This window comes from Xanthomonas fragariae (assembly GCF_017603965.1).
Classification (GTDB): Bacteria; Pseudomonadota; Gammaproteobacteria; order Xanthomonadales; family Xanthomonadaceae; genus Xanthomonas; species Xanthomonas fragariae_A.
The window spans coordinates 3,306,506-3,332,402 of the sequence record NZ_CP071955.1; the positions used below are offsets into that span (position 1 = coordinate 3,306,506).

The following is a 25,897-nucleotide window of genomic DNA, read 5'->3' on the forward strand; positions in this document are numbered from 1 at the left end:
GCCACATGTCGCACTTGAAACGCAAGGCTTACAAAAAGTTGCTGGAGCCGCTGCAGCTGGAACTGGTCGGCATGGCGCGTTGGCTGCGCCATACCGATCAACGCGCGCTGGTGCTGGTAGAAGGCCGCGACACCGCCGGCAAGGGCGGTGTGATCCAAACCATCGTCAGCCATCTCAATCCGCGCCAATGCCGGACGGTGGCGTTGCCCAAGCCCAGCGATCGCGAAAGCACTCAGTGGTATTTCCAGCGCTACGTGACGCATCTGCCGGCCGGCGGTGAGTTGGTGCTGATGGATCGCAGCTGGTACAACCGCGCCGGCGTGGAGCGGGTGATGGGCTACTGTACCGACGCGCAATACGCGGCGTTTTTGCAGCAGACGCCGCGTTTCGAACAGATGCTGGTCGACGATGGCATCCTGCTGTTCAAATATTGGTTATGCGTAGACCAGGCCGAGCAGGAAAAGCGCTTCGCCGAGCGTCGCGAAGACCCGCTGAAGGGCTGGAAACTGTCGCCGGTGGATGTGCAGTCGCGCACCAGATACGACGACTACACCGCCGCGCGCGAACGCATGCTCGAAGTGACGCACACGCCCTATGCGCCGTGGACGCTGGTCGATTTCAACGATCAGAAGCGCGGCCGGCTGAGCCTGATCCGCGATCTGCTGGATCGGCTCCCGGACACCTCGGTGCCCGAAGAACTGGTGCAACTGCCGCCATTGCAAAGCGAACTGCACAACGAACAGTACGGCGTGCTGAAACCGATCGACGATTACGCCGGCCAGTCCTGAGAGACTCCGTCGCTGGCCGCAGTTGCACGCGGCAGTAGCTGCAGGCCAGCCTGAAGTTCGGCCTGCTCCGCTTGCAGCACCAACTGACTCAGGCGCTCACTGAATAGCTGCACGAAACCGCGATGCAGCGGACGCATTGCCTCCATGTAATCGACGTCGTCGGCCTGCGGCCCAAGCGGGCTGCAGGACGACAGCAACACCTCGTCCAGACGCAACGCACTGTCCGGCAGCCGCACCATCGCGGCGCGACGCAACCAATCGCGCATGCCCTCGCGGTATTCGGCGGCCAGGATGTACGCCACTTCGACCTGGTCCAGGTCCACGTCCGGATTCCATGCCAGCACCTGGATGACATGCGAGCGCTCGTCCAGCGTGCGGCCTTCGGCGACCAGCGCATGCAGTTGCTGCAACAGGCGCCATTGCACGCCGGCGGCATCGCGCTGCGGGGCCGGCATGGCGCTGATGGCCAGCGCCAGACGGCGCGCGAACAACGCCGGCACGTCGGCCAGCACGATCGGGCCGGCATCGGCGCCGAGCAGAAAACGTTCGGTGCGCAGTGCCGCGGTGTCGGGCAGATAGCCATCCTGCAGCGGGCGCATCACGCCGTGGTCGAGCAAGGACAGCACCACATCCAGCCAGTAACGACGCTCTTGCTGCAACGCGCGATTGGCCGACGCGTTCTGCCAGGCAGGGCGCAGCTCTTCCAGGCGGGCGATACATGCCCGAGCATCCAATCCATCCCAGGGCGCGCGGCTGGCGTCATTGGGATCGAACATTTCTACGCTGAGCATGCCGCCGCCGAAGCGATGCCAGGTCGCGCCACGCTGGGCGCCGGCAGAGTCGGGCTTGATCGCAACCGGGGCAGCGGTGGCAGGACGCAACAACGCGGCGTAGGCGTCGGTCCACGAATCGGGCAAGCGTGCCGACAGGGAATAGCTCGCCGATGACTGGCCCAGCTTCTGGCGCGCCAAACGCAAGCTCCACAGCAGCGCACCAATCACGATGCCGCCGAAGATCCAGGCCAGCAGCCAGCTGGTGGCCGCCTGCTTAGACTGCAAGACGCGGGTCTGTGGCTGCAAAAACAGCAACCAGCCGCTACCCAGCAGGACACCGAGATACAACCACGGCGCGAACTGCGCCAACTGGCGATTGCCGCCATGTGCGGACTGGTCGTGCCCATCGTTGTGATCTTGCGTTGGAGCGGCCATTGCATTCCCCTGAACGCCTGATCGCGTTGACAATGATATCGGCGAGGCAACCCAACTCTGTTGCATTGCTGAAGTAGCGCACGCTCAGCCAGTTACAAAGTCTTCAGTCGACGGAACCGCGCAAGGCATGCGCGTCACGGACGCGACCTCAGCCGCTGGCGGGCCCTGCCAGCGGCCATGTTTCCAGTGCACTCAAGGCCGCATCATTACCTGCGGCAAGCACTCGCACGCTGCCGTCCTTCTGGGTGCGCGCGTGCCCGCGCAAGCCTAATGCAACGGCGCCCGGCGGGTGGAGGCGCGCTACCGCACGCCCTTTACCATTACGCCGACGATGAAACGCGCCGCCTGCATCAACCAGTCTTGCCGGTGATGCCGACCGCGGTTTCGATGTCGTGCGCGGTGACCGGGCCGAGAAATTGTTTGGCGATCTTGCCATCGGGGCCGATCAAATAGGTCATCGGCAGGCCACGCGGCGTGGCGAAGTCCTGCGGCGGCTGGTACGGGTCGAGAATCGCGATGGGATACGACACCGGGTGGTCTTTCAGGAAGGTCTGCATGTCGGCGCTGGTGATGTCTTCGTAGGCCAGGCCGACCACTTCCACGGTGTCGCGCATGGTGTGCAGCGCCGACAGCTCGGGCATCTCTTTCAGGCATGGCGCGCACCAGGTAGCCCAGAAATTGACCACGACCCACTTGCCGCGATGTGCGGCCAGGTCATAGGTCTCGCCGGTCAGGGTCGGCAGCGAGAGCTTGGGCATTTCGGCGGTCCGCTGTACTACCGAGGTGTTGGGCGCAGTTGCCGGGTTAGCGGCCGCAACCGACCCATCCGGCACCTGGGTGGTCGCAGCGGGCGCAGCGGCATTGCTGGCGGCGGGCGCGCCCTCGCTGGTGGGCTTGCAGGCGGTCAGCAACAACAGCGGCAACAGCAGCGCACAGGCGCCGCGCACAAGACGCACAGTCATGGAGGATCTCCGGGAAGATGGGTATAAAGGTCGCCGACTGGTTGCGCCAGTACGCTGCGCAGCGGTTGACGCAGTTGTTCCAGCGCCGCGGCGGCAGCCTGGCCGTAGGCGTCGTCGCGGCACGGCAACGGGCGGTCTTCGATCGGCACGCGCAGTTGGCAGCTTTCGTAAAGTTCGGCCAGCGGCACCACGTCCAGATCGCGCGCCAGCAGCCATTGGCCACGCTCATCGCGACGCAGCAGGCGGATGCGTTTGAGCTCGCACAGCAACCGCTGCATCAGCGTGTCGGTGAGCATGGGTTCTAGCGCAAGGATGCGGTCTTCGTCGAGCCCGTTGCCGTCGATGCGCATCTGGCGGAACCGACCGAGCAGACGCAGCAACCCGTAGATTTCAAAGCCCGGCGGTAAACGCATCGCTTCGGGCTGGTAGCGAAACGCCGCCATCGACGACGCCAACGACGCACCCAGCAGCACCGACACCCAACTCAGATAGATCCATAACAACAAGATCGGCAATGCCGACAGCGCGCCGTAAATACGCTGATAGGTCTGGAAATTGCCGAGATAGAAGCCGAAGCCCCACTTCACGATTTCCATCAGGATCACCGCCATCAGCGCGCCCGGCAGTGCATGCCGCAGGCGCACCGCATGCTGGGGCACCACGCGATAGATCAGCACGATGCAAACGAATTCCACCGCCATCGGCGCCAGGCGCCACGCCAATTCGGCCAGCCATTGGCCTTCGGTGGTGCGAAACAGCGGCAACGCGAATACGTAGGCCGCCATCGCCATCGAGGCGGCAGCCAGCATCGTGCCCAGCGTCAGCACGGTCCAATAGATCAAAAAGCGCGTCACCTTCGGCCGTGCGGCGGCCACGCGCCAGATGCTGTTGAAGGTCTGTTCGATGCTGTGCAGGGTGATCAACAACGAGGCCACCAGCGCGACCATACCGGCCACGGTGAACTTGCCCAGATCCTCCAGCGAGCGATTGAGATAGTTCTGTACCGAGCGCGCCGCGCCAGGCACGAAATTGTTGAAGATGAAGTCGGTTAGCGCGTCCTTCCACTGGTTGAAGGCCGGAAACGCCGACAACACCCCAAACACCACAATCGCCAATGGCACCAGCGCAAACACTGTGGTGTAAGCGAGCGAGGCCGCAGCCTGGAACAGCCTGTCATCGAGAAAGCGGCGCCATAGGAAACGCCCGAAGCTCACCGCCAGCGCGCGGTCGCGCAGGCGTTCTTTCCATTGGTGGATTTTGTTCACATGCGACATCGCGCAAGGGTACCCGGTGCGCCGTCGTCGCGGCCTTGCCGCAGGTGCGGCATGCAGCAACCCGCTGGCTTGGCCGATACTGTAGCAACTCACACAAGCGGTAGATGCCCGATGGCGGAGATTCTGGTGCTGTATTACAGCCGGGGCGGTTCGGTAGCGCGGCTGGCGCGACAGATCGCGCGCGGCATCGGCGAAGTGCCCGGCATGAGCGCACGCCTGCGCACGGTGCCGCCGGTGGCCGCGGTGACCCAGACCAGTGCCCCGCCGGTGCCGGACGAAGGGGCGCCGTATGTCGACCGCGCCGATCTGGCCGACTGCAGCGGTGTTCTGCTGGGTAGCCCAACCCGCTTCGGCAACATGGCCGCGCCGATGAAGCACTTTCTCGACAGCCTGGGCGCCGAATGGGCCAGCGGCACCCTGGCCGGCAAGCCCGCAGGCGTGTTCACTTCCACAGCTTCGATGCACGGCGGCCAGGAATCCACCTTGTTGTCGATGCACCTGCCGTTGCTGCATCACGGCTGCCTGATCGTCGGCATCCCGTTTACCGAGGCCGCGCTGAGCCATACCACCAGCGGCGGTACGCCTTACGGCGCCAGCCATGTCTCCGGCGCCGGTGGCGACCCGCAGCCGAGCGAGGACGAGGCATTACTGGCGCGCGCGCTGGGCCGCCGGGTTGCCGATATAGCGCGCCGGTTAGCCATTCCGTGAGCCTGCGCGCCACGCATTGGCTGCTGACGGTCGCGCTGCTGACGCTAACGGTGTTATTCGTGATCTGGTTTCGCGACGACCCGCACCGCACTGCGGCGCTGCTGGTGTTCGCATTGCCATCCGCGCTGACCGGCGTGCTGGCGGTGCGCAGCGCGCATGCACGTTTCTGGGCAGGCGTGTTTGCATTGGGCTGGTTCAGTCATGGCGTGATGGTGGCTTGGAGTCAGCCCGATGCGAGCACGCTGGCCTGGCTGGAATTACTGCTCGCGCTGCTGGTGGTGGCGTTGGTAAGCGGCCCCGGCATGGCGGCGCGCTTCGGCAAGCACCGCACGCCGCGGTGACGACGGTGCCCTGCAGCGCCCTCGCGCCGGGGTCGTATCATCACCGCCCCCCGCGCGGCTTGCACCGTGCGCTTTAAGGAGATCGCAGCAATGGAAGACCTCCTGATCGTTACCACCGGTGGCACGATCGACAAGATCTACTTCGACGACAAATCGGACTACCAGATCGGGGACCCACAGATCGGCCAGATCCTCCAGGAACTGGGCGTTACCTTCCGCTTCTCGGTGATGCCGATCATTCGCAAGGACTCGCTGCACATCAACGATGCCGACCGCGAGCTGATCCGCGCCACCATCGCCACGCAGCCAACGCGCCATGTACTGATCACCCACGGCACCGATTCGATGGTGGAAACCGGCAAGTTGCTGCAGTCGATCGCCGACAAGACCATCGTGATGACCGGCGCACTCAACCCGGCGCGCTTTCGCGGGTCGGATGCCGAATTTAATATCGGCTGCGCAGTCGGTGCGGTGCAGTCGTTGCCGGCCGGCGTGTATATCGCCATGAACGGGCGCATCTGGAATCCGGAACAGGTGCGCAAGAACGTGGCCGCCAACCGCTTCGAGTCGATTTGACGCGATGAGCAAAACCACTCGCGCAACCAGGGCATTGGACGCCGCTGGCGTGGCCTATGTGTTGCACCCGTACGACTACAAGACCGATGCCGAGGCGAAAGGCGCAGGCCGCGCACGCGTTGGGACTGGCACCGCAGACCGTGCTGAAGACGTTAATGGCGTGGGTGGACGACCAAGCAGTATGCGTGGTGATCCCATGCGAGCGCGGCGTGTCGTTGAAGAAACTGGCCAGGGCGCACGGCGGTAAATCGGCGCGCATGATGGACGTTGCCGATGCCGAACGCCGCACCGGTTACAAGGTCGGCGACATCAGCCCGCTCGGCCAGCAACAGCAGACGCCGGTGCTGATCGAAACCATTGAGGTTGAAGCGCCATCACTGTGGATCAACGCCGGCCAGCGCGGCCTACTGCTGGAACTGCCCGCCGATCGCATCGTTGCGGTGTTGCAGGCGCGCCCTTGCAGTCTTTGTGAGTGAGTTCCGTGCGATTGCGTCCTGCGCCAGTCGCACAGGACGCGACGGTCGCTCAATACGTCGCCACGAGATTGACCGCCGAGAACGCCAGCGTGGCCTTCAGTCGCACGTAGTACACACCCGGCGCGGGCGTGCTCAGCGTGCAACTGTCGGCATTGCCGATCGTAGCGGTACGACAGCTGTAGGCGGTCTCGGTCGGCAACGCACCGGCACGCAGCGACAGATCGGCATTGCCGCTGCCACCGCTGAGCGTCACCCGCAAGCTACGTGTGCCCGCAGGCACGTTGATCTGGTAATACAGCGAGCCACCAGCAGCCGCAACCAGGCCACTGCGTGCTGCATTGCTGGTCAACGTGGTCGAGGCGATCACTGCAGCCATGGCGCCATCGGCGTTGAGCAGCCCTGCTCCGCAGCCTTGTGTGCACGCCACCGGCAGTTGGCGCGCGCTACTCTTTAGCACGGACTCCACGCTGGCCGCACCGAGCGGATTGAGCGCCACCGATTGCATCAACGCAATTACGCCGGCCACATGCGGCGCCGCCATCGAGGTGCCGCTGTAGACCGAATAATTCGCATTGGCCGCTGCACCGGTCCCACTATTGAGCGTAGCCAGAATCGACTGCCCGGGTGCGGCAATATCCACGCCCTTGCCGAAGTTGGAGAAACTGGCCTTGGCGCCGGCCGACGTGGTCGCCGCGACAGCGATAACGTTCGGGCAATTGGCCGGCACGCTGTTGGCTACGTCGACATTGCTGTTGCCCGCAGCAACCACCACGCTGGTGCCACGCGACACGGCACTGGCGATCGCATTACTCAAGGTGGTGGAACAGGTGCCGATACCGCCCAGCGACAGGTTGATCACCTTGGCCGGGGTCGGGTTGGCCGGCACACCGGACACCGTGCCACCGGACGCCCATAAGATCGCATCGGCAATATCGGACAGATAACCACCGCAGCGGCCCAACACGCGTATCGGCAACAGCTTGGCGTTGAATGCCACCCCCGCAGTGCCGGCGCCATTATTGGCTGCTGCCGCGACGATGCCGGCCACGTGTGTGCCGTGCCAACTGGAGTTGGACGCGCTCGCACCGCTACCGCATTCATTGGCGGCGGCCGAGTCGCCGACATCGGCAGCATCGCTGTCGCGGGCAGTTCCATCGCGGGCGATGAAGGTATCGCTAATGAAGTCGTAACCGGGCAGCACATTGGTTGACAGCTCCGGATGCACAGTGACGCCGGTATCGATCACCGCTACCACCACGCCCTTGCCGGTCGCCTTGTCCCAAGCCGGTCGCACGTTGATGCCGGCTGCGGTCGCGCCCAGCGCCCACTGCTCGGACAGGCGGGTGTCGTTGGGCACCAGCGTCGGCCGCAGCACCATGTCCACTTCCACCCGCTTGACCGACGGGTCGGCCGCCAGCCGGCGCATCAGGGTTTGCGCATCGACCCGGTCCAACGCGCGGTCGGCCACCAGCAATTGCGGCCCGACCCCGAGCCAACGCGATGCCGACAACCCGAGAGCACGCCCACTCCGCGCCGGCACCGCGCTAGCGATCTCGCGCAAGGAGCCACTCAGACGTCTGCCCTGGTTGCTTGCGGTGCTGTCCTTGTAGCTGACGATGAAACGTTGGTGAGCCGATGCCGACCCCAGCCCCTGCAGGCTGACGTCGCCAGCGAATGCAGGTGCAGTGCCGCATAGCAGTGCACTGGCTAGTGCAATATGACTCAAACAGCAGAACGATACATGGCGCATTGAATCCCTCCCCAAGGATGTAGGTCTGCAACCAAAGGCCGGATATGGCCCCAGTTGCGATGAGGCACGCCGGCTAGCGTGGCTTCCCACCTGCAACTTTATCGACAGGGCTCGCGCGAAGCTGAGCAGGGATCGGGAGCCACGCGTGGCGTGCCATCGCGTTCGTTAAGGATGACGGTCGGATGGATAGACGGTTGCCGCTGACGCTGCCGCCGAACGCCCATACGATGGCATCGGAGATGTCCGACAACGCACCGCAGCAGCGGCCCAGTACACGGACCGGAACGACCTTGGCATTGAGCGCGGTGTCGGCCACGCTGCTGGTGTTGTTAGTCACCGCCGATAGCGTGCCGGCCACATGGGTGCCATGCCAGCTGGAATTGGACACGGCGCAGCCGCTGTCCGAATTCCAGTCGCCTTCGTCGGCCGGATCGCTGTCGCGGCCATTGCCATCGCGCACGGTTGCGGCGTCGCTGATGAAGTCGTAGCCGGCCAGAATGTTGGCGTTGAGGTCCGGATGGCTGGTGATGCCGGTATCGATCACCGCAACGACCACGCCGGTACCGGTAGCCTTGTCGCGGGCCGGGCGGACGTTGAGGCCGGCGTTGGTGTTGCCAAGGCTTCATTGCTCGCACAGGCGAGTGTCGTTGGGGTCAGGGTGGCGCGCAGGATCTGGTCGACTTCCACGTTCTGCACGTTAGGTCGACTGCCATTTGGCGTATCAGGGTTTCGGCTTCGGCGCGATCCAGCGTGCGGTCGGCCTAGACCAGCTCAGGCCCCAGTGACAGGCGGCGCACCGAGTTCAAGCCCAGCGCCTTGCCGGCCTTGGCCGGAACGGCGCGCGCGGCGGCGCCGAAACAGCTGGTCGGCATGGTGGGATTGGCCAGTGCAGTGCTGCCGTCCTTGTAGGTCACGATGAATTTTTGGTGGGTCGGGGCGTTGGCAAGACCATCGAGATAGACCTCGCCAGCGAAGGCCGCAGTCGCCAGCAGCAGGGAGGTAAGCGCGGTCACGCTCAGCACGGTGGGCACGCAAGGACGCCTCCGGAAAGACACGTTCGACATCGAATTCCATTCTAGATCAAAGAGAACCGCCATAGCGGTGTAATCCTGTGCCGCCTTCCATAGGTCGGCATCGAGGTGCCCTGATCGATCCCTTGCTCATCAATCCGTCCAGCGAACCTAGTCCACTCAAACCAGAATGAAAAATAATATTTTTTACTTTTTAAAATTTATATTTAAATTTTTTTGACGCACCACTGATCCGTTCAACCTGCTTCCTCCGCTTTTTTTGACGGCGCCATCGCTTGCATGCTGCGTCGCAGGCTAAAAAACCCCCGCGCTAACGCGCAGAGGCCTGTTTTTGAAGCGGTGGCGTTGACTCAGAGCAGGCGCACCAGCCATCCATGACGGTCCGGGACACGTCCATACTGGATGTCGGTCAGTTCCTGACGTAGCGACATGGTCACCTCGCCAGCCGGCGCCGACGGATTGCCCACTGCAAAGCCATCACCCTTCAGCTCACCGATCGGAGTGATCACCGCCGCAGTGCCGCAGGCGAACACCTCGGTGATCTCACCCGAGGCCACGCCCTGCTTCCACTCGTCGATGGCGACCTTGCGCTCGACTACGCGCATACCGCGGTCGCGGGCCAACTGAAGGATGCTGTCGCGGGTGATGCCTTCCAGGATGCTGCCTGAAAGTTCCGGCGTCACCAGACTGCCGTCGTTGTAGACCAGGAAAACGTTCATACCGCCCAATTCTTCGATGTACTTGCCTTCCACCGGGTCAAGGAACAACACCTGCGAACAATCCTGCGCATGGGCTTGTTGCTGCGGCAGCAGCGAGGCGGCGTAGTTGCCACCGCACTTGGCGGCACCGGTGCCACCCTTGGCCGCACGCGCGTAGTCGGTGGACAGCCAGATCGACACCGGCGCCACGCCGTTGGCGAAGTACGGGCCGGCAGGGCTGGCGATCACGTAGTACGAGGCCTTGTGCGCAGCACGCACGCCCAAAAACGCCTCGTCGGCGATCATGAAAGGGCGGAAATACAGGCTGGTCTCCGGCGCCGACGGCACCCAGCTCGCATCCATCGCCACCAATTGGCGCAGCGATTCGACGAACAGATCGACCGGCAATTCCGGCAACGCCAGACGGCGCGCCGAACGTTGCAGACGCTCGCCGTTTGCCTGCGGGCGGAAGGTCCAGATCGAACCGTCCGCATGCCGGTAGGCCTTGATGCCTTCGAAGATTTCCTGGCCGTAATGCAACACCGAGGCGGCCGGATCCAGCTGCAAAGGGCCATACGCGCGCACCTGCGCGTCGTGCCAGCCCTGCTCGTTGTTCCAGGCAATGGCAACCATATGGTCGGTGAAATGCAGCCCGAAACCAGGCGAGGCCAGGATTACGGACAGTTCGTCGGCACTGCGCGGCGACGAAGAACGGGTGGAAGCGAAGGACACGGACACCGGAAGATTCCTATAGGGAGGGCGAAAAGACGCGGCGCGACCTCTTCGACATGGCGCCTGACGAGTCAGAGCATACCGGTCTCGAGACGGGCCGCCTCGGACATCATATGCCTGCCCCAGGGCGGGTCGAAGACCAGCTCGACGTCGGCCTCGGCAATGGTCGGAATCATCTCCACCTTGCTGCGCACGTCATCGACCAGGATCTCGCCCATGCCGCAACCGGGCGCGGTCAGCGTCATCTTGACCTCCACCCTGCGCTGATCGTCTTCCTCCCGATGGCTGACCACCGCCTCGTAGACTAGGCCCAGATCGACGATATTGAACGGGATTTCCGGATCGAAGCAGGTGCGTAGTTGCTGCCACACCAGGGCTTCGACTTCTTCGTCGCCGGCGTTAGCGGGCAGTTCCAGCCCAGGCGGCGGCTCCTTGCCGATCGCATCGCCATCCTTACCGGCAATGCGGAACAAATTGCCTTCGACAAAAACGGTGTAGCTGCCCCCCAGCGCCTGAGTGATATAGCCGTAACTGCCTGCGGGCAGGGTCACCGAATCGCCCTGCGGCACCATGACGGCATCGCAATCGCGTTCGAACTGGACAGGTTCGCTGCTACGGGAGTACATGAGGTGAATATGGGGCCGCGCCGGACACGCGCAAGTCGGCCATTCTAGCCGACCGCGGCGGCGGCGGCCTCAACACCGAGCCTGTGACGAGGCCGCATTCCATCTACTGCATGTCGTCTGAACAAGCAGTGCATCGCAAAGGGCAGCATGCGTTCTATCATGTGCGCACTGTCAGGAGATCCAATGCCGCCCACCTCCGCGTCCGCCAGAACCGCCCACTGGCTCTGGCCCCCGCTCCTGCTGCTGGGATGCGTCACCGCACTCATCGCCTGGATGCTCATCGCCCTTACCCTTGGCAACCAGGCCGGGTGGATGGCCGTGCTGGCGGCGCTGGAAATCGTCTGGATGCTGCGCCTGGGCACGCTGGCCGCCGGTCCGTTGCGCATCGGCGTCGCCCTCGCGGCGACTGCGCTGATCATCGTCGGCGCCAACTGGGGCATCGCCTCGGCACAACTGGGTGGATCACTGGGCCTGGACATATCGACCTCAGCGCAGAAGATGGGCACCGGCCTGGCCTGGACCCTACTGCAACTGGCCAACAACGGCTTCGACCTGCTGTGTTACGCCGCCGCGCTGTTGCTGGCGTGGTGGGCAGCACGCTGAGTCAGGTGCGTTTTCTGGTAATACCGAGCGCAGTGATCCTTCGACAATGACGCAGCACGCAACCGCGTAGCAACGTCATTGTTGGCTTTTCGTTCCGCTGGCGCGGCCATCTCAAAGAGCGGACCGCTAGCGCGCCAAACACCGAGCGCCAGCTGGTCACCACCATAGTTCTTCGGGTTGACCACCTTCAGGATCGGCATGCCCTAGATCGGACTGGCCGGGTCGGTCTTTGCGATCGGGTTGACCACATCCTTGGCACCGATCACCAGCGACACATCGGTGCTGGCGCATTCGGGATTGATGTCGTCCATGTCGGCAATCGAGTCGTAAAGAACTGTACAGCGCTACGAACTTTTCGCTCATCCTTTTCGCTCATCGTCTTTCGCTCCACTTGCCGTGCGGCCCGCCGATCACACCCACGCCGTGCGCGCGCTGGCGCGTGTCAACCGAATCGTCGCTCGCCCGTTGACATCGTACCGTTTCCACGGAAGCTACCCTGTGCTGGTGGGAACCCCTTTGGATCCGCAGCTCTCTGCACCGGCCGCCGCCGCACCGGTTTCGCTGGACGCCTTTCTGGCCGGCATCGGTCCGCGTGCGTTCCGTTTTGCAGAGGCAGGTTTGCGTCACCGCGAAGACGCATTGGATGCCGTGCAGGACGCCATGGTGCGCCTGCTCGGTTATCGCGAGCGGCCGGCTGAGGAATGGACGCCGCTGTTCTGGAGCATCCTGCGCAGCCGCATCGTCGATCTGCAGCGGCGGCGTACGTTTCGTCTGAAGTTCTGGGCACCGGCCGAGCGTTCCAATGACGAAGGCACCATCGAATGGGCCGACCCCGGCACTGGGCCGGTCGACGAACAACAGCATCAACAAGCCTACCTACGCTTGGTTGAAGCTCTGCGCAGCCTGCCGGGCCGCCAGCGCGAAGCATTCACACTGCGTGTGCTCGAAGGCCTGGATGTGGCCACCACCGCCAAGGCGATGGGCTGCACGGAAGGCTCGGTCAAAACTCACCTGTCGCGCGCGCGCGACGCGTTGCAAAAACAGTTCGAGGATTTCCTGTGAACCGCTCCCATGATCCGGCTCAGTTGGATGCGCACCTGCGTCAACTGCATACCACCGCGCTTGCCAGCCTGCCGCCGCAGACATTAGCGCGGCTGCGTCAGGCACGCCATGCCTCGGCAACCACGCGTGCACGGCGCGGCAACTGGTTGCTGGCGACCGCATGTTCGGGGTTGCTGGCGATCGGCATCGGCCTGCAGCTGCGCCCAAGCGAAACGGCAGCGTCTGGCACCACGCCGCCCCAGGCGATTGCCGGCAGCAACGCCATCGCCGATACCGACGACATGCTGACCCAGAACCCGGACCTGTACGTCTGGCTAGGGTCCGAAACTATCCTGGCCATGGATTAAACACGATGACCCGCATCACCCGCCTGCTGTTGACGCTGTTGCTGTGCGCCGGGCCCTGCGCGTCGTTGTTGGCGCAAGTCCACCCGCCGGGACCTCCGGGGCCACCGCCATCGGACGGCCCGGTCCCGCGCAACGAAACGCCGATGCCCGAATGGGACCGGCTGACCCAACAACAGCGTCAGGTGCTGATCGATGCGCTGCGCGAACGCTGGAACGACGTGCCCGAAGAACGCCCGCGCATGTACCGGCACGCCAGCCGCTGGCTGGACATGACTCCGGATCAACGCATGCAAGCCGAGGCCGGCATGGACCGCTTCCGCAACATGCGCCCCGACCAGCGCCGCGAAGCCAAGGCATTGTTCGAGCACATGCGCACGCTCAACCAACAACAACGTAATGAGCTGCAACACCGCTGGCAGAAAATGACCCCGGCCGAGCGCAGTATCTGGTTGCACGAGCATCCGCCGGTGGACGATTGAGTGCGCGCACGCCGCGTTGAACGTGTGTTCTGTAGCAGCGATTTGCTCGGTAAAGCGCTTTGCGTTGCTCCGGTCTGGCGCCACAGTCGCGGCGATGCTGGCAGAACACGGCGCGTGGACGACCGGCGACGGCTCAAGCAACCCTTTCAGCAACGGCGCGAACCCAACTTCGGGCGCCAAGGCGAGCAGCGCTGCGTGTTTGCGGTCGACCGCAAGCGTTGCATAGCCATGCACCGCGCTCCAGGCCAGCAGGGTGCGCTGTTCCCAGCACCTGCACGCTTGAAGCAATGGCGTGGCGCGCGATTCCCCGCACCGTCTCGCGCAGGCAGGCTAGTGCTGCTGCACTGGCCTCGGTCAACCACAGCAAGCTGCGTGAGCGCCCGTCCAATCCCGCTTCCAGGCCCAGCATCAGCCGGAAATGCTGCGGAAATTCCATTGCGAAGCGGATATAGCCAAGCCCACAGCCCAACAGCGGGTCGGCCAGGTGCTGTCGGAGGAGTGTTCAACAACTGCGCCGCCTCATGGCAGCCCAGTTGTTGGTCGCATCGCGTTCAGTGCACCGTGCTGTTATGCAGCGGATCCAGCCGATCGATCACGCCCTGCATCGCGCTATCGAAAGCGCCATCGTTGATGTGCTTGCGCAAACGGCCCAACCGCACCATCACTGCCAGCTCTTCCGGCGAGGCGACACAGAAGCGCACGCCGCGGCGGTTGACGAACAACAGACGCTGCGAAATCGGGCTCACCCACGATAGTTTGCCGACCTGCACCTTGCCATCCTTGTCGACAAAATCCAGCCAGGTGCCGATGTCCATCGCGCGGAAACGCTCGGCGTCGGCACTGTCGACGCCCTGCGCCACCGCTTCGGCGCCGAGCACCACGCTGACGCTTTTGGCAGCAGGCGGAAGGTTGACCTGCGGCAGTTCCGGCAACCACTTTTCCAGTTCCGGGCGCGCCTCGGCGATCGCTTGCAAAGTGTCGTGCAGCGCACCGATCGCTACCACCACCGCATCGTCATGCAAACCGACGCTGGCAAACACACGATGCAGCGCAGGCCGCCAGACCTGCAGCCACGACTTGTCGATGCTGTGGCGACGCGCTTGGGCCAGTTCTTCGAGCACGCCATCGGCCAGGGTCAGCGCCTCGACGGTGCCCGGACCTTCGTCGCCATCGCGCAGGATCGCCATGGTCAGATAGTGCAACCAGGGTTGGCGCAGGAAATCTTCCACTGCCTTGGGCAAGGGTGCGCTGGCCAGCACACGCTGCTCCAGTTCAGACAGCGCGCGGCTGCGCGCCAGCTCGAGTTTTTCCTGACCACGCTGGGTCTCGGTGGCACGACGCTCGGCAATTTCCACCCGGCGCCGGTGCTGCGACAGGAAGTCGTGGAACTCTTCTTCCAGGGTCTGGAAGATCGCCAGGTTTTCGTTGAACTCGGCCACCAGGCGGTCGACGATTTCTTCGACCTTGCCCATCAGCACGCGCTCGGTCGCGCTGTTGCCGTTATTGCCTTCGCAGGCCTCGGCCAACGAATTGAGCAGACGTCGCGCCGGATGGGTTTTCTGCACGAACATCGTGCGATCCAGCAGCGCGACCTTGACGAACGGCACCACCAAACGGCCGATCGTCTCGCGCGAACGGTTTTCCAGATCGAGTTGGTCCAGGATCACGTCGAACAGCATGCCGACCAGATCGATCGCATCCTCGTCCATCGGGTCCAGCCGCGCGCTGGCCGGATCCACGCCTAGTCGCGTGGCGCTGGACAGCATCTCGTTCTTCAGCCGCCGCGCAAGCGACTCGTTGTCGTCGCCGATCGCCGTCTGCAGCGTCGCGCTTGGCGTGGCCTGCAGCAGCGACAGTACCGACATCATTTCGCGCTGGCTCAACGGGCGTTGCTGACCCACTGCAACCGTCGCCGCAGAGGTGGCGTTGTTACGCACGCTGCGGGTCTGCTGCAGCAGCTCATGCAGGGCTTCGAGCAGCATGCCCTGACTGTCGCCAGGATGAGCGCCGTCGCCGTCCATGCCGTCAGCACTGCTGCCATCGCCCTGACCCCGCTGGGTCGCCTCCTGCATGCGGCCACGGCTATGCGCCCAGCGGTCCAGAAAACGGTTGGCCCAGGCCGGCGCATTTTGATCGTTTTGATCGTTGCCGCCCCTATCGGCGTGCGCTCCCTGGCCATCGGCCTGCGCGCGTTCTTCCGGCGTTTGGCCACGCGGCTGCATGCGCTGCGGCGGAGGTTTGGCATGCGAAATTTCCGGCATCACCCCGGCCTTGGCCAAGGTCTCGTCCAAGCGCGCATACAACCTGCCGATCGGCTCGGCCAGGTCGCGCTCGCACAGCTTGATCAGCACTAGGCGTACTTCCGGCGCCAAGTCGCAGGTGGCGAAGGCTTCGTGGATCGCCGCACCCAAATGTTCCGGGCCGATCGGGTTGGTATCGGCCGTCAATTCCAGACCACCGGCAATCCAGCCCAGACGGCGGTCGAGGCGTGCCAGCACCTGCTTGAAGTCGCGCAGCAGCACGGTGGCCAGATGACGCACCGCCAGCCGAGATTCGAGCACGCGTTCGGGTACAAGACTCAGTGGGCCGGTGCCAATTTCGCCGGCCAATACCGCTTCGGCCGACAATGGCATGCCAAGCACCAGCGCCTGCCAGCCATCTTCCAGCTGCTGGCAAAACTGCGTGGCGACATCGTCGTGCTTGCGGCGCAATTCGCGCATGCCATCGAGAAACAGCAACTGAGACGCGCCAGCGGATTCGGCACGGTCGAACAGCACATCATCGAAATGTGCGACTGCGGCTGCAAATAACTGCACGAGCGCGGGTTTAAACACGTCGTACGCCTGTTCGAGCAAGTGCTGGTCACGGCCCGGGTGTCCAGACGCACTGGGCTGAAAAGTCATGCGCAAAGGCTCCCTGCCTCTGCAGGCGTAAAAATTTTCATAAGGAGGAAAAACAGACCCGGCCCGACATTCCGCCCTCGCATGGTAGTTTTTTCGCTTGTTCGTTAAGTGTGACGAATTCATCCTTTTAACCGTGACCGCCCTAGGTTTGCGTTTCAGGCCGCCATCCTAGCTTGCAACGCCGCGGTGGGTTTGCCAACGCACGTCATACGCCTGCGGGGGTTAAGACTTCAGCTTGGCGGCTACGCCCAGGCCGTCGACCACACCTGGCATACCGCCTATAAGTAAAGTGTCGTCTCCACGATGCAGATGCAGCTGCAGCCGATCCAGCCAGAGCATCATCGCCAGCTCCTCCAGCGAAGACACCCATAGCAGCCTGATGCGTGACGAACGCCCGCCGCGCGGAAATCGGGCTGATCCTGGACAGCTTGCCAGGTTGCACGCCACCCTTGCGGTAGAAGAAACGCAGGCGGGTACCGATCGCCATGATCCGGGACAAATCTGCAGTGATGCGATCGAAACGCTCAGAGCCCGCACGGGAGGTCAATCGCAGGTGGCAGATGTCGTCTGGCCGGCCAGTGATGCGGCGGGCGTTGGGAAGGGCCCGTCTATAATTGCCGTTTCGTTGCTCCGACTCGGAAATTATGCACTCACCGTATTCGCTCCAGGCGCTGGACGCGCGCCGCTCGGTCCCCTCCAAACAACTTGGCGAGCCCGGGCCGGATGAAGACACCCTGCTGCGCATGCTCACCTCGGCGGTGCGCGTGCCCGATCACGGCAAGCTGGTGCCGTTCCGCTTCCTGCGTATCAGCGGCGACGCGCGCCAGGCATTGGGCGATTTCCTGGCCGAGCGCACCCAGGCTACCGACCCGCTGGCATCGGCAGCAGCGATCGCAAAAGAGCGCGGACGCTTCAATGATGCGCCACTGGTGATCGTGGTGATCGCCTCACTGCGCCCCGAGCATAAGGTGCCCGAGCAGGAACAACTACTCACCGCCGGCTGCGTGTGTTTTGCGCTGCTGCAGGCCGCGCAGGCGCAGGGCTTCGGCGCGCAGTGGCTGAGTGCCTGGATGGCTTACGACCCGGCAGTGACCGGCTATCTGGGTCTGGAGAAAAACGAGCGCATCGCCGGTTTCATCCATATCGGCACGCCCCGGATGCAGGTGCCCGAGCGGGAGCGCCCGGATCCTCGTGCGCTGCTGCGCGACTGGACCCCGTGACCACGCACACCACCATGCTCGAAGGTGCGCCGCTGGCGATCCAGCGCCCGATCCCGCTATATCTGGTCGATGCCAGCCTGTATGTGTTCCGTGCCTGGCATTCCATACCGGACGAATTTCACGATGCGCAAGGCTGGCCGACCAATGCGGTGCATGGCTTTGCGCGCTTTCTGCTCGACCTGCTCGAACGCGAGCGCCCCGAGCACATCACGATTGCCTTCGACGAGGCGCTGGACAGCTGCTTTCGTCACGCAATCTACCCGGCCTACAAAGGCAATCGCACGCCCGCGCCGGATGCGTTGCGCCGTCAGTTCGCGCACTGCAAAGCGCTATGCGCAGCACTCGGATTGAGCGTGCTCGCCCACCGCGATTACGAGGCCGACGATCTGATCGGCAGCGCCTTGCACAGCATGCGCACGCACGGCTTGCGCGGCGTGATCGTATCGGCCGACAAGGATCTGTCGCAGTTGTTGTTCGAACACGACGAGCAATGGGATTACGCGCGCAACGTGCGGTGGGGCATGGACGGGGTCAAGGCGCGGCTCGGCGTGCACGCGCACCAGATCGCCGACTACCTGGCGCTATGCGGCGATGCGATCGACAACATTCCAGGCGTCACCGGCATCGGCGCCAAATCGGCCGCAGTCTTGCTGTCGCATTTCGGCAGCCTGGATGCGTTGCTGGAGCGCATCGACGAAATCCCATTCCTGCGTCTGCGTGGCGCTGCGCAAATGGCAGTGCGATTGCGCGAACAACGCGAACACGCGTTGCTGTGGCGCCAGCTCACCACCATCGCACTTGACGCACCGTTGGCGCTGACCGAATTGGGTTTCACGCGAGCGCAAGCAGACCAGGACATGCTGACCGGGTTGTGCGAAAGCCTGCGCTTGGGCCCACTCACGCGGCGCCGGCTGCTGGACGCGAGCGTCGGCGCGCCCGCACCGCTCCCTCCCGTTTCCCTGGAACAAGGTCTGCACCCATGAACCGACACGACACCCCGCCCACCGTGGTTTACGAAGGCAAATATCAGCGCATGGTCGTGCGCGGAACCTGGGAATATTCCGAGCGCGTGCATGCCGGAGGCCTGGCCGCGATCATCGTGGCGGTAACGCCGGACGATGCGATGTTGTTTGTCGAACAGTTCCGCGTACCGTTGCAGGCGCGCACCATCGAAATGCCGGCAGGCCTGGTCGGCGATGTGCATGCCGATGAATCGATCGAACTGTCGGCCATTCGCGAACTGGAAGAAGAGACCGGCTGGACCGCCGAGCACGCCGAAGTGCTGATGATCGGCCCCACCTCGGCCGGCGCCAGCAGCGAGAAGATCGCCTTCGTGCGCGCCACCGGCTTGCGCAAGGTCGGCGCCGGCGGCGGCGACGCCAGCGAAGACATCACCGTGCACGAGATCCCGCGCGCGCAGGTGGGCGCCTGGCTGGTGCAGAAGATGGCCGAGGGCTATCAGATGGACCCCAAGTTGTGGGCCGGGCTGTATCTGGCCGATCACGCCCTGGACGGTACCCCGCGTGGCTGAAGCGACCACCGACCGCCTGCTCGGCCCCGAAGATCCCGTACCATTCAGGGTGCACAACGCACAGGCCGCATCACCGTGGCTGTTGATCGCCGACCACGCCGGCCAACGCGTGCCGGCGCGGCTGAGCAATCTTGGTTTGCCGCAGCACGAACTGGACCGCCATATCGGCTGGGATATCGGCATCGCCGAAGTCACCCTCTTATTGGCCGATGCGCTGGATGCAACCGCCATCACCCAGACCTATTCGCGCCTGGTGATCGACTGCAACCGCCCGCATGGCGCCGCCGGCCTGATGCCGGAAGTCAGCGACGGCACGCCGATTCCCGGCAACCTGGAATTGACGCTCACCGATCGGCAGCAGCGTATCGAGGAGATCTTTGCGCCGTACCACGCACGCATCGCGGCAGAACTCGATGCACGTGCACAGCGCGATCGACCGACACTGCTGGTATCGATGCATAGCTTCACCCCGATCATGGCTGGCACCGCGCGGCCCTGGCACGCAGGCGTGCTGTACAACCGCGACACGCGGCTGGCGCATCGCCTGTTGCAGGCCCTGCACGCCGAACCGGAGCTGGTGGTCGGCGACAACCAACCGTATGCGGTCGGCGATACCACCGACTACGCGATACCGGTCTACGGCGAAGGCCGCGGGTTACTGCATGTGGAACTGGAACTGCGCCAGGACCTGATTGCCGATGCCGCCGGACAGCAGGCGTGGGCGCAGCGACTGGTGCGCCTTCTGCCGCCGTTGACAGATGACTTACTGCCGCGCTGAAACACGCAGCATCATGCCAATCATCACCGGAGATACAAGGCGCGCTGGCGTGCGATGAGGCTTTACCGGTAGTGCCTTGATTGCGCGCCAGCGCGCGCCTACGGGCCATGTGCATTCGACCAGGCATGCTCCGGTCGACGTGCGTACAGTCGCTCAAGCAAACCCGTCAGTCGCGCGCACCAGCGCATCGACGTTTTCCGGCTCCAACGCCGAATGGCCGGAAGCCGGGCTGATCTTCAGCTGCGCCTTGGGCCAGACCTTATGCAAATCCCAGGCGCTTTGCAGCGGGCACACCACATCGTAGCGGCCGTGCACGATCACCCCGGGGATGTCGGCGATGCGATGCGCGTCGCGCAGCAACTGGTCTTCGACGTCGAAAAAACCGCCGTTGACGAAGTAGTGATTTTCGATGCGCGCGAACGCCAATGCGAAATGCGCGTGCTCATGCCCGGTGACGAAATCGTCGTCCACATGCAGGAAGCTGGTGGCGCCTTCCCACACGCTCCACGCCTTGGCCGCAACCAGCCGCGTGGCTTGGTCGTCGCTGGTCAGGCGGCGATGGAACGCGGAGATCAGATCGGCGCGTTCCACTGGTGGAATCGCATCGACATAATGCTCCCAGGCATCCGGGAACAAGCGGCTGGCGCCTTCCTGGTAGAACCATTCCAGTTCGAAGCGACGCAGCAGGAAGATACCGCGCAGCACCAGCTCGGTGACCTGTTGCGGATGGGTCTGCGCGTAGGCCAACGCCAGCGTCGAGCCCCAGCTGCCACCGAAGACTTGCCAGCGCGCGATGCCCAGATGCGCGCGCAGCCGTTCGATATCGGCGACCAGATCCCAGGTGGTGTTGTCCACCAGATCGGCATGCGGGATGGAGCGGCCCGCGCCGCGCTGATCGAACAGCACGATGCGGTACCTGGCCGGGTCGTGGAAGCGCCGCATCTTGTTGTTGCAGCCGCCGCCGGGGCCTCCGTGCAGCAGGACCACCGGCTTACCCTGCGGATTGCCGCATTGCTCGAAATACAGCGTGTGGCGGTCGTCGACCTGGAGCGTGCCGTGGTCGTACGGCGTGATCTCGGGATAGAGCGTGCGCATGGGTCGGTCCTGCCGGAAATCGCGCATTGTATCGGCAGCCATCGTGGGCACGGGCCGGCAGCGTCAGCCGAAGGCCGGATCGCGAATGCTCAATCCGTTGCGTGCGACCACCGCCCCAAGCTCACCCGATCGCGCTGTTCCAGATCCTGATGCGTGGCCACCGCATCGAAACCGCGCGCCAGCAATAGCTCGACCACCGCCGCGCCCTGGTCCCAACCGTGTTCGAGCAGCAGCCAGGCACCCCGTAGCAGATGCGCAGGCGCCTCGGCCACGATCAGGCGGATGTCGTCCAATCCGTCCGTGCCCGAGGCCAATGCACTGGCTGGTTCATAGCGCAGATCGCCCTGCTGCAGATGCGGATCGTGCATTGCGATATACGGGGGGTTGCTTGCGATCAGATCGAAACGCTCGCCGGCCAGCGGCGCGAACCAGTTGCCCAGCCGGCATTCCACGTTGCGCAACCCGTGGCTGTCGGCATTGCGCCGGGCCATGGCCAGCGCCGCAGCACTGGCATCGGTAGCGATCAGCTGCGCCTGCGGCCGCTCGCTGGCGATGGACAGCGCAATTGCACCGCTGCCTGTGCCCAGATCGGCAGCGCGACGGCCTGGCAGAGTGTCGAAGCGCTCCAGGGCAAGCTCGACCAGCACCTCGGTATCGGCGCGCGGAATCAGCGTTGCGGTCGAAACCGCCAGATCCAGCGTCCAGAACCCACACGACCCGGTCAGGTACGCCACCGGTTCGCCGGCTTGGCGTCGCTCCACCAGTGCCTCGAACGTCTCGACCACCGATCGAGGCACCGGATCGCGACCGTGAGCAAACAACCAGGCGCGGTCGCGACCCAGTGCGTGTAGCAGCAAAGGTTCGGCATCGCAGCGTTCGACCCGCCCGGCTGCCTGCCGCAGTAGTTGATTGGCGGGAATGGCGGGAATGGCGGGAATGGCGGGAATGGCGGTGAGATCCTCAGACATACAGGCTGTTCACTTATGCGCAACATCGGCTGACCAGTATCGGCGACGGAATGAAGACGCTGGCGCTAGACGCCGTCTGCAGTGTTGATAGCCCCGGCCTATCTATACAATTTCACTAATCGATTTGAGGAATCTATCGATTCTGCATACCATAGCGGCCGTTCCATCCCCCACCCCTTCACCGCACGAGGAAACTCAATGTCTCTCATCAACACTCAGATCCAGCCGTTCAAGGCGAATGCGTACCATAACGGCAACTTCATCGAAGTCACCGAAGCCAGCCTGAAAGGCAAGTGGTCGGTGCTGATCTTCATGCCGGCCGCCTTCACCTTCAACTGCCCGACCGAGGTGGAAGACGCTGCCGACAACTATGCCGCCTTTCAGAAGGCTGGTGCCGAGGTATACATCGTCACCACCGACACGCACTTCTCGCACAAGGTGTGGCACGAAACCTCCCCGGCCGTGGGCAAGGCGCAGTTCCCGCTGATCGGCGACCCGACCCACACGCTGACTCGCACTTTTGGCGTACACATTGAAGAAGAAGGCCTGGCCCGGCGCGGCACCTTCATCATCAATCCGGAGGGCGTGATCAAGACCCTGGAAATCCACGACAACTCCATCGCTCGCGACGTCACCGAGACGCTGCGCAAGCTGGCCGCAGCGCAGTTCGTGGCCAATAATCCAGGCCAGGTTTGCCCGGCAAAGTGGAAGGAAGGCGCCAAGACCCTGGCTCCGTCGCTGGACCTGGTCGGCAAGATCTAAGTCGACTGTTACCTCCGACCTATTGCCAGATTGGAGCATCTCCGGCCCGGCAACTGGCCGGAGGTGAACATGAGCCGGTGCCGGGCTGCCCGCCAGCATGCCAGCCATCGCCAGTACGCACTTCGACCTTAACGCCGGCTGCGGTTCACCTCCTTACTTCCCCGGCGACCTGCCTTGCCGCAGCGACGCCACACCTCCACTTGCCCATCCCCAGGAGTTTTCCATGTTGGATGCCACTCTCAAGACCCAGCTGACTGCCTACCTGGAACGGGTCACGCGACCGATCCAGATCGATGCCTCGATCGACGACACCCCTCAGGCCCGCGAAATGCTCGACCTGCTCGAGGATCTGCTGTTGCTGTCGGACAAGATCAGCCTGGATATCCACCGTGACGACAACCAGCGCAAACCGTCGTTCGCACTGACCACGCCGGGCCAGGATATCTCGCTGCGCTTTGCCGGCCTACCGATGGGCCATGAGTTCACCTCGCTGGTGCTGGCGCTGCTACAGGTCGGCGGTCACCCGTCCAAGGCCAACGCCGAGCTGATCGAGCAGGTGCAGCAGCTGGATGGCGACTATCGGTTCGAGACCTATTTCTCGCTGTCGTGCCAGAACTGCCCGGACGTGGTGCAGGCGCTGAATCTTGCCGCCGTGCTCAACCCACGCATCAAGCACGTCGCCATCGACGGTGCGCTGTTCCAGGACGAAGTCCAAACCCGCCAGATCATGTCGGTGCCGACCGTGTACTTGAACGGCGAGCTATTCGACCAGGGCCGCATGACGCTGGAGCAGATCGTCGCCAAGCTCGACACCAACGCTGCAAAGCGTGAGGCCACCAGGATCTCGGCCAAGGACGCGTTCGAGGTGCTGGTGGTCGGCGGTGGTCCGGCCGGTTCGGCAGCGGCGGTGTATGCCGCGCGCAAGGGCATCCGCACCGGCGTGGCCGCCGAGCGTTTCGGTGGTCAGGTGCTGGACACTCTATCGATCGAGAACTTCATCTCGGTGCAGGAAACCGAAGGCCCGAAAATGGCCGCCGCATTGGAACAGCACGTGCGCCAGTACGACGTGGACATCATGAATTTGCAGCGCGCCGAGCAGCTGATCCCGGCCGGTGCCGATGGCCTGATCGAAATCAAGCTGGCCAATGGCGCATCGCTCAAGAGCAAGACCGTAATCCTGTCCACCGGCGCACGCTGGAGGCAGATGAATGTGCCGGGCGAAGACCAGTACAAGAACAAGGGCGTGGCCTATTGCCCGCATTGCGACGGCCCGCTGTTCAAGGGCAAGCGCGTTGCGGTGATCGGCGGCGGCAACTCGGGCGTGGAAGCGGCGATCGATCTGGCCGGTGTCGTGGCGCATGTCACGCTGGTGGAATTCGACGACAAGCTGCGCGCCGATGAAGTATTGCAACGCAAGCTGCGCAGCCTGCACAACGTGCGCATCATCACCAGCGCACAGACCAAAGAAGTGCTTGGCGATGGCCAGAAAGTGACCGGCCTGGTCTACAAGGAACGCACCTGTGGCGATATCCAGCATGTCGAGTTGGAAGGCGTGTTCGTGCAGATCGGCTTGCTGCCCAACACCGAATTCCTCAAGGGATCGGTGGCGTTGTCGCCACGCGGTGAGATCATCGTCGACGATCGTGGCCAGACCAACTTACCCGGCGTATTCGCCGCCGGCGACGCCACCACGGTGCCGTACAAGCAGATCGTGATCGCGATGGGCGAAGGTTCCAAAGCGGCACTGAGCGCGTTCGATTACCTGATCCGCTCCAGCGCCCCGGTCAGCGCCGACAAGGTGGCCGAAGCTGCGTAAGCGTACCCAAGCAACCGCCCGGCCAAGCCGGGCATTAAGCTCGCACCAAGCTTCAGTCGTTCCCCGTTATCGCAATGAAGGCTGCTGCATATGAATCTGCGTGACCTGAAATATCTGGTGGCCCTGGCCGACCACAAGCATTTCGGCCGTGCTGCAACGGCCTGTTTTGTCAGTCAGCCAACACTGTCCACCCAGATCAAGAAACTCGAAGACGAGCTCGGCGTGTCGCTGGTGGAGCGCGCACCACGCAAGGTGATGCTGACCCCGGCCGGACGCGAAGCCGCAGTGCGCGCACGCAGCATCGTGGCCGAAGTGGAACAGATGAAAGAAGCTGCACGGCGCAGCCAGGACCCTGAAGCGGGCACCGTGCGGCTGGGCATCTTCCCCACATTGGCACCGTATCTGTTACCGCATGTGGTGCCACGCATCCGCGAGCGCTTTCCGCGCCTGGAACTGTTGCTGATCGAAGAAAAGAGCGATCAGCTGGTGCATCAGTTGCGCGAAGGTCGCCTGGATGCGGCGCTGCTTGCGCTGCCGTTGCAGGACGACCAACTGCATACCGAATTCTTGTTCGAAGAACCTTTCGTGCTGGCCGTACCCGAAGGCCACCCGCTGTCGCGCCACGACAGCATGACGCTGGACGATCTATCCGAGCAGCGCTTGTTGCTGTTGGAAGACGGCCATTGCCTGCGCGAACAGGCATTGGATGTGTGCCATCTTGCCGGCGCGCTGGAGAAATCCGAATTTCAGGCCACCAGCCTGGAAACCCTGCGCCAAATGGTGGCCGCCAATGTCGGTGTGACCTTGTTGCCGCTGCTGGCGGTCAAACCGCCGGTTGCACGCTCGGACAATATCTGTCTGATCCGTTTTCGCGAAGACAAGCAGCCCAGCCGTCGCATCGCCATGGTTTGGCGTCGCAGCTCGGCGATGACGGCGTTTCTGGAGCAACTCTCGCAGTTGTTCAAGCAATTGCCGGATAGCTTGTTCATCCCGGATCAGCCGGCCACCAGCCCCAAGGCCGTCGCTGCCTGAGCGCAGCCACTGCCGCGGCCGCTCGCCGCACAGGTCAACCGATCCAAAGACAGCGCGAGCGTCAGCCCCGATAGACAGGCAATGCAGCAACCGCATGCATCGCTGCATTGCGATCGCTGCGCATCGCCCTC

25 protein-coding genes and 4 pseudogenes are annotated in these 25,897 nt (G+C 63.6%); 16 read left to right on the plus strand and 13 right to left on the minus strand.

Annotated elements, in window-relative coordinates; translation table 11 throughout:
• The first annotated feature begins 5 nt into the window (after positions 1-5).
• On the plus strand, positions 6-788 hold the full coding sequence (ppk2, locus tag J5I97_RS15700) for a polyphosphate kinase 2 (RefSeq protein ID WP_208587505.1): 783 nt from the start codon (positions 6-8) through the stop codon (positions 786-788).
• On the opposite strand, the gene J5I97_RS15705 is transcribed toward ppk2, so the two are convergent.
• The 4 genes and pseudogenes from J5I97_RS15705 to J5I97_RS15720 all read right to left on the minus strand — a co-directional run bounded on the left by J5I97_RS15705 (position 770) and on the right by J5I97_RS15720 (position 4,232).
• The gene (locus J5I97_RS15705) at positions 770-1,996 is read right to left on the minus strand and encodes a hypothetical protein (RefSeq protein ID WP_208587506.1); all 1,227 of its coding nucleotides are present in this window, start codon (positions 1,994-1,996) and stop codon (positions 770-772) included. The two genes, ppk2 and J5I97_RS15705, sit on opposite strands and share 19 nt — an antisense overlap.
• Positions 1,997-2,080: 84 nt before the next feature.
• Positions 2,081-2,347, minus strand: a pseudogene (locus tag J5I97_RS15710) (acylphosphatase).
• A complete protein-coding gene (locus J5I97_RS15715) occupies positions 2,347-2,958 on the minus strand; it encodes a TlpA family protein disulfide reductase (protein WP_208587507.1) in 612 nt (203 codons plus the stop codon). Before J5I97_RS15715 ends, J5I97_RS15710 begins: the two are co-directional and overlap by 1 nt.
• A complete protein-coding gene (locus J5I97_RS15720; protein ID WP_208587508.1) occupies positions 2,955-4,232 on the minus strand; it encodes a YihY family inner membrane protein in 1,278 nt (425 codons plus the stop codon). The genes J5I97_RS15715 and J5I97_RS15720 overlap by 4 nt, the downstream gene beginning before the upstream one ends.
• A 51-nt stretch (positions 4,233-4,283) precedes the next feature.
• On the opposite strand from J5I97_RS15720, the gene wrbA reads away from it, so the two are divergent.
• From wrbA to ybaK, 4 genes and pseudogenes are all read left to right on the plus strand, one after another.
• Entirely contained in the window at positions 4,284-4,940 is a 657-nt protein-coding gene (gene wrbA / locus J5I97_RS15725) for an NAD(P)H:quinone oxidoreductase (RefSeq protein ID WP_208587509.1), read from the plus strand.
• Positions 4,937-5,281 carry a DUF2069 domain-containing protein gene (locus J5I97_RS15730; protein ID WP_208587510.1) on the plus strand — a complete coding sequence of 115 codons (345 nt, stop codon included), beginning with the start codon at positions 4,937-4,939 and terminating at the stop codon, positions 5,279-5,281. The genes wrbA and J5I97_RS15730 overlap by 4 nt, the downstream gene beginning before the upstream one ends.
• Before the next feature lie 90 nt (positions 5,282-5,371).
• Positions 5,372-5,857, plus strand: coding sequence for an asparaginase domain-containing protein (locus J5I97_RS15735; RefSeq protein WP_208587511.1), 486 nt, complete (start codon positions 5,372-5,374; stop codon positions 5,855-5,857).
• Positions 5,858-5,861: 4 nt separating this feature from the next.
• Positions 5,862-6,333: pseudogene (ybaK, locus tag J5I97_RS15740) on the plus strand (Cys-tRNA(Pro) deacylase).
• A 49-nt stretch (positions 6,334-6,382) separates the two neighbouring features.
• On the opposite strand, the gene J5I97_RS15745 reads toward ybaK, so the two are convergent.
• From J5I97_RS15745 to sufT, 4 genes and pseudogenes are all read right to left on the minus strand, one after another.
• Entirely contained in the window at positions 6,383-8,083 is a 1,701-nt protein-coding gene (locus tag J5I97_RS15745) for a S8 family peptidase (RefSeq protein WP_208587512.1), read from the minus strand.
• 196 nt (positions 8,084-8,279) lie between these two features.
• A pseudogene (locus J5I97_RS15750) lies at positions 8,280-9,147 on the minus strand (S8 family serine peptidase); the annotation flags it as partial.
• Positions 9,148-9,464: 317 nt separating this feature from the next.
• Positions 9,465-10,550 carry a branched-chain amino acid aminotransferase gene (locus J5I97_RS15755; protein WP_208587514.1) on the minus strand — a complete coding sequence of 362 codons (1,086 nt, stop codon included), beginning with the start codon at positions 10,548-10,550 and terminating at the stop codon, positions 9,465-9,467.
• Positions 10,551-10,615: 65 nt separating this feature from the next.
• The gene (gene sufT, locus J5I97_RS15760) at positions 10,616-11,170 is read right to left on the minus strand and encodes a putative Fe-S cluster assembly protein SufT (protein ID WP_208587516.1); all 555 of its coding nucleotides are present in this window, start codon (positions 11,168-11,170) and stop codon (positions 10,616-10,618) included.
• Positions 11,171-11,353: 183 nt separating this feature from the next.
• On the opposite strand from sufT, the gene J5I97_RS15765 reads away from it, so the two are divergent.
• The gene (locus J5I97_RS15765; RefSeq protein ID WP_208587518.1) at positions 11,354-11,773 is read left to right on the plus strand and encodes a hypothetical protein; all 420 of its coding nucleotides are present in this window, start codon (positions 11,354-11,356) and stop codon (positions 11,771-11,773) included.
• A gap of 206 nt (positions 11,774-11,979) precedes the next feature.
• On the opposite strand, the pseudogene J5I97_RS15770 reads toward J5I97_RS15765, so the two are convergent.
• Positions 11,980-12,108 (minus strand): annotated as a pseudogene (locus J5I97_RS15770) (NAD(P)(+) transhydrogenase (Re/Si-specific) subunit beta); the annotation flags it as partial.
• Positions 12,109-12,271: 163 nt separating this feature from the next.
• Between J5I97_RS15770 and J5I97_RS15775 the strand changes: the two are divergent.
• Genes J5I97_RS15775 through J5I97_RS15785 form a run of 3 tightly spaced genes read left to right on the plus strand, consistent with a single transcriptional unit; the run spans position 12,272 to position 13,661 of the window.
• The gene (locus tag J5I97_RS15775; RefSeq protein WP_208587520.1) at positions 12,272-12,835 is read left to right on the plus strand and encodes an RNA polymerase sigma factor; all 564 of its coding nucleotides are present in this window, start codon (positions 12,272-12,274) and stop codon (positions 12,833-12,835) included.
• Positions 12,832-13,182, plus strand: a complete 351-nt coding sequence (locus tag J5I97_RS15780; RefSeq protein WP_208587522.1) for a hypothetical protein — start codon at positions 12,832-12,834, stop codon at positions 13,180-13,182. The genes J5I97_RS15775 and J5I97_RS15780 overlap by 4 nt, the downstream gene beginning before the upstream one ends.
• Before the next feature lie 5 nt (positions 13,183-13,187).
• Complete coding sequence (locus J5I97_RS15785; protein ID WP_208587524.1) at positions 13,188-13,661, plus strand: DUF3106 domain-containing protein; 474 nt, start codon at positions 13,188-13,190, stop codon at positions 13,659-13,661.
• A gap of 551 nt (positions 13,662-14,212) precedes the next feature.
• Here J5I97_RS15785 and J5I97_RS15795 read toward each other — a convergent pair.
• Positions 14,213-16,564 (minus strand): DUF1631 domain-containing protein, encoded by a 2,352-nt coding sequence (locus tag J5I97_RS15795; RefSeq protein ID WP_208587526.1) that lies wholly within the window; start codon positions 16,562-16,564, stop codon positions 14,213-14,215.
• Between the two features lie 222 nt (positions 16,565-16,786).
• Complete coding sequence (locus tag J5I97_RS15800; protein WP_208587527.1) at positions 16,787-16,930, minus strand: hypothetical protein; 144 nt, start codon at positions 16,928-16,930, stop codon at positions 16,787-16,789.
• A 278-nt stretch (positions 16,931-17,208) separates the two neighbouring features.
• On the opposite strand from J5I97_RS15800, the gene J5I97_RS15805 reads away from it, so the two are divergent.
• The 4 genes from J5I97_RS15805 to J5I97_RS15820 are packed head-to-tail and all read left to right on the plus strand — an operon-like array spanning position 17,209 to position 20,093.
• A complete protein-coding gene (locus J5I97_RS15805; RefSeq protein ID WP_208587528.1) occupies positions 17,209-17,784 on the plus strand; it encodes a nitroreductase family protein in 576 nt (191 codons plus the stop codon).
• 14 nt (positions 17,785-17,798) lie between these two features.
• Entirely contained in the window at positions 17,799-18,767 is a 969-nt protein-coding gene (locus tag J5I97_RS15810; protein ID WP_371885795.1) for a 5'-3' exonuclease, read from the plus strand.
• Positions 18,764-19,315, plus strand: a complete 552-nt coding sequence (locus J5I97_RS15815) for an NUDIX hydrolase (protein WP_064508609.1) — start codon at positions 18,764-18,766, stop codon at positions 19,313-19,315. Before J5I97_RS15810 ends, J5I97_RS15815 begins: the two co-directional genes overlap by 4 nt.
• Positions 19,308-20,093 (plus strand): N-formylglutamate amidohydrolase, encoded by a 786-nt coding sequence (locus J5I97_RS15820; RefSeq protein WP_208587530.1) that lies wholly within the window; start codon positions 19,308-19,310, stop codon positions 20,091-20,093. Before J5I97_RS15815 ends, J5I97_RS15820 begins: the two co-directional genes overlap by 8 nt.
• A 153-nt stretch (positions 20,094-20,246) precedes the next feature.
• Here the strand turns inward: J5I97_RS15820 and pip are convergent, their stop codons facing one another.
• Positions 20,247-21,188 carry a prolyl aminopeptidase gene (pip, locus tag J5I97_RS15825; protein WP_208587531.1) on the minus strand — a complete coding sequence of 314 codons (942 nt, stop codon included), beginning with the start codon at positions 21,186-21,188 and terminating at the stop codon, positions 20,247-20,249.
• 89 nt (positions 21,189-21,277) lie between these two features.
• A complete protein-coding gene (prmC, locus tag J5I97_RS15830; protein WP_208587532.1) occupies positions 21,278-22,156 on the minus strand; it encodes a peptide chain release factor N(5)-glutamine methyltransferase in 879 nt (292 codons plus the stop codon).
• A 198-nt stretch (positions 22,157-22,354) separates the two neighbouring features.
• Between prmC and ahpC the strand changes: the two genes are divergently transcribed.
• From ahpC to oxyR, 3 genes are all read left to right on the plus strand, one after another.
• Positions 22,355-22,918 carry an alkyl hydroperoxide reductase subunit C gene (ahpC, locus tag J5I97_RS15835; protein WP_208587534.1) on the plus strand — a complete coding sequence of 188 codons (564 nt, stop codon included), beginning with the start codon at positions 22,355-22,357 and terminating at the stop codon, positions 22,916-22,918.
• 223 nt (positions 22,919-23,141) lie between these two features.
• The gene (ahpF, locus tag J5I97_RS15840; protein ID WP_208587536.1) at positions 23,142-24,734 is read left to right on the plus strand and encodes an alkyl hydroperoxide reductase subunit F; all 1,593 of its coding nucleotides are present in this window, start codon (positions 23,142-23,144) and stop codon (positions 24,732-24,734) included.
• 90 nt (positions 24,735-24,824) lie between these two features.
• Positions 24,825-25,766 (plus strand): DNA-binding transcriptional regulator OxyR, encoded by a 942-nt coding sequence (gene oxyR / locus J5I97_RS15845; protein ID WP_208587538.1) that lies wholly within the window; start codon positions 24,825-24,827, stop codon positions 25,764-25,766.
• Positions 25,767-25,897 lie beyond the last annotated feature (131 nt).

Bases quoted from the DNA above. Each gene is read 5' to 3' on its own strand.
- J5I97_RS15795 (WP_208587526.1), bottom strand. From the start codon at position 16,564: ATGACTTTTCAGCCCAGTGCGTCTGGACACCCGGGCCGTGACCAGCAC.
- sufT (WP_208587516.1), bottom strand. From the start codon at position 11,170: ATGTACTCCCGTAGCAGCGAACCTGTCCAGTTCGAACGCGATTGCGAT.
- J5I97_RS15705 (WP_208587506.1), bottom strand. From the start codon at position 1,996: ATGGCCGCTCCAACGCAAGATCACAACGATGGGCACGACCAGTCCGCA.
- J5I97_RS15715 (WP_208587507.1), bottom strand. From the start codon at position 2,958: ATGACTGTGCGTCTTGTGCGCGGCGCCTGTGCGCTGCTGTTGCCGCTG.
- prmC (WP_208587532.1), bottom strand. From the start codon at position 22,156: ATGTCTGAGGATCTCACCGCCATTCCCGCCATTCCCGCCATTCCCGCC.
- ahpF (WP_208587536.1), top strand. From the start codon at position 23,142: ATGTTGGATGCCACTCTCAAGACCCAGCTGACTGCCTACCTGGAACGG.
- ahpC (WP_208587534.1), top strand. From the start codon at position 22,355: ATGTCTCTCATCAACACTCAGATCCAGCCGTTCAAGGCGAATGCGTAC.
- J5I97_RS15815 (WP_064508609.1), top strand. From the start codon at position 18,764: ATGAACCGACACGACACCCCGCCCACCGTGGTTTACGAAGGCAAATAT.
- J5I97_RS15765 (WP_208587518.1), top strand. From the start codon at position 11,354: ATGCCGCCCACCTCCGCGTCCGCCAGAACCGCCCACTGGCTCTGGCCC.
- ppk2 (WP_208587505.1), top strand. From the start codon at position 6: ATGTCGCACTTGAAACGCAAGGCTTACAAAAAGTTGCTGGAGCCGCTG.
- J5I97_RS15720 (WP_208587508.1), bottom strand. From the start codon at position 4,232: ATGTCGCATGTGAACAAAATCCACCAATGGAAAGAACGCCTGCGCGAC.
- J5I97_RS15735 (WP_208587511.1), top strand. From the start codon at position 5,372: ATGGAAGACCTCCTGATCGTTACCACCGGTGGCACGATCGACAAGATC.
- pip (WP_208587531.1), bottom strand. From the start codon at position 21,188: ATGCGCACGCTCTATCCCGAGATCACGCCGTACGACCACGGCACGCTC.
- oxyR (WP_208587538.1), top strand. From the start codon at position 24,825: ATGAATCTGCGTGACCTGAAATATCTGGTGGCCCTGGCCGACCACAAG.
- wrbA (WP_208587509.1), top strand. From the start codon at position 4,284: ATGCAGCAACCCGCTGGCTTGGCCGATACTGTAGCAACTCACACAAGC.
- J5I97_RS15805 (WP_208587528.1), top strand. From the start codon at position 17,209: ATGCACTCACCGTATTCGCTCCAGGCGCTGGACGCGCGCCGCTCGGTC.
- J5I97_RS15745 (WP_208587512.1), bottom strand. From the start codon at position 8,083: ATGCGCCATGTATCGTTCTGCTGTTTGAGTCATATTGCACTAGCCAGT.
- J5I97_RS15810 (WP_371885795.1), top strand. From the start codon at position 17,799: ATGCTCGAAGGTGCGCCGCTGGCGATCCAGCGCCCGATCCCGCTATAT.
- J5I97_RS15785 (WP_208587524.1), top strand. From the start codon at position 13,188: ATGACCCGCATCACCCGCCTGCTGTTGACGCTGTTGCTGTGCGCCGGG.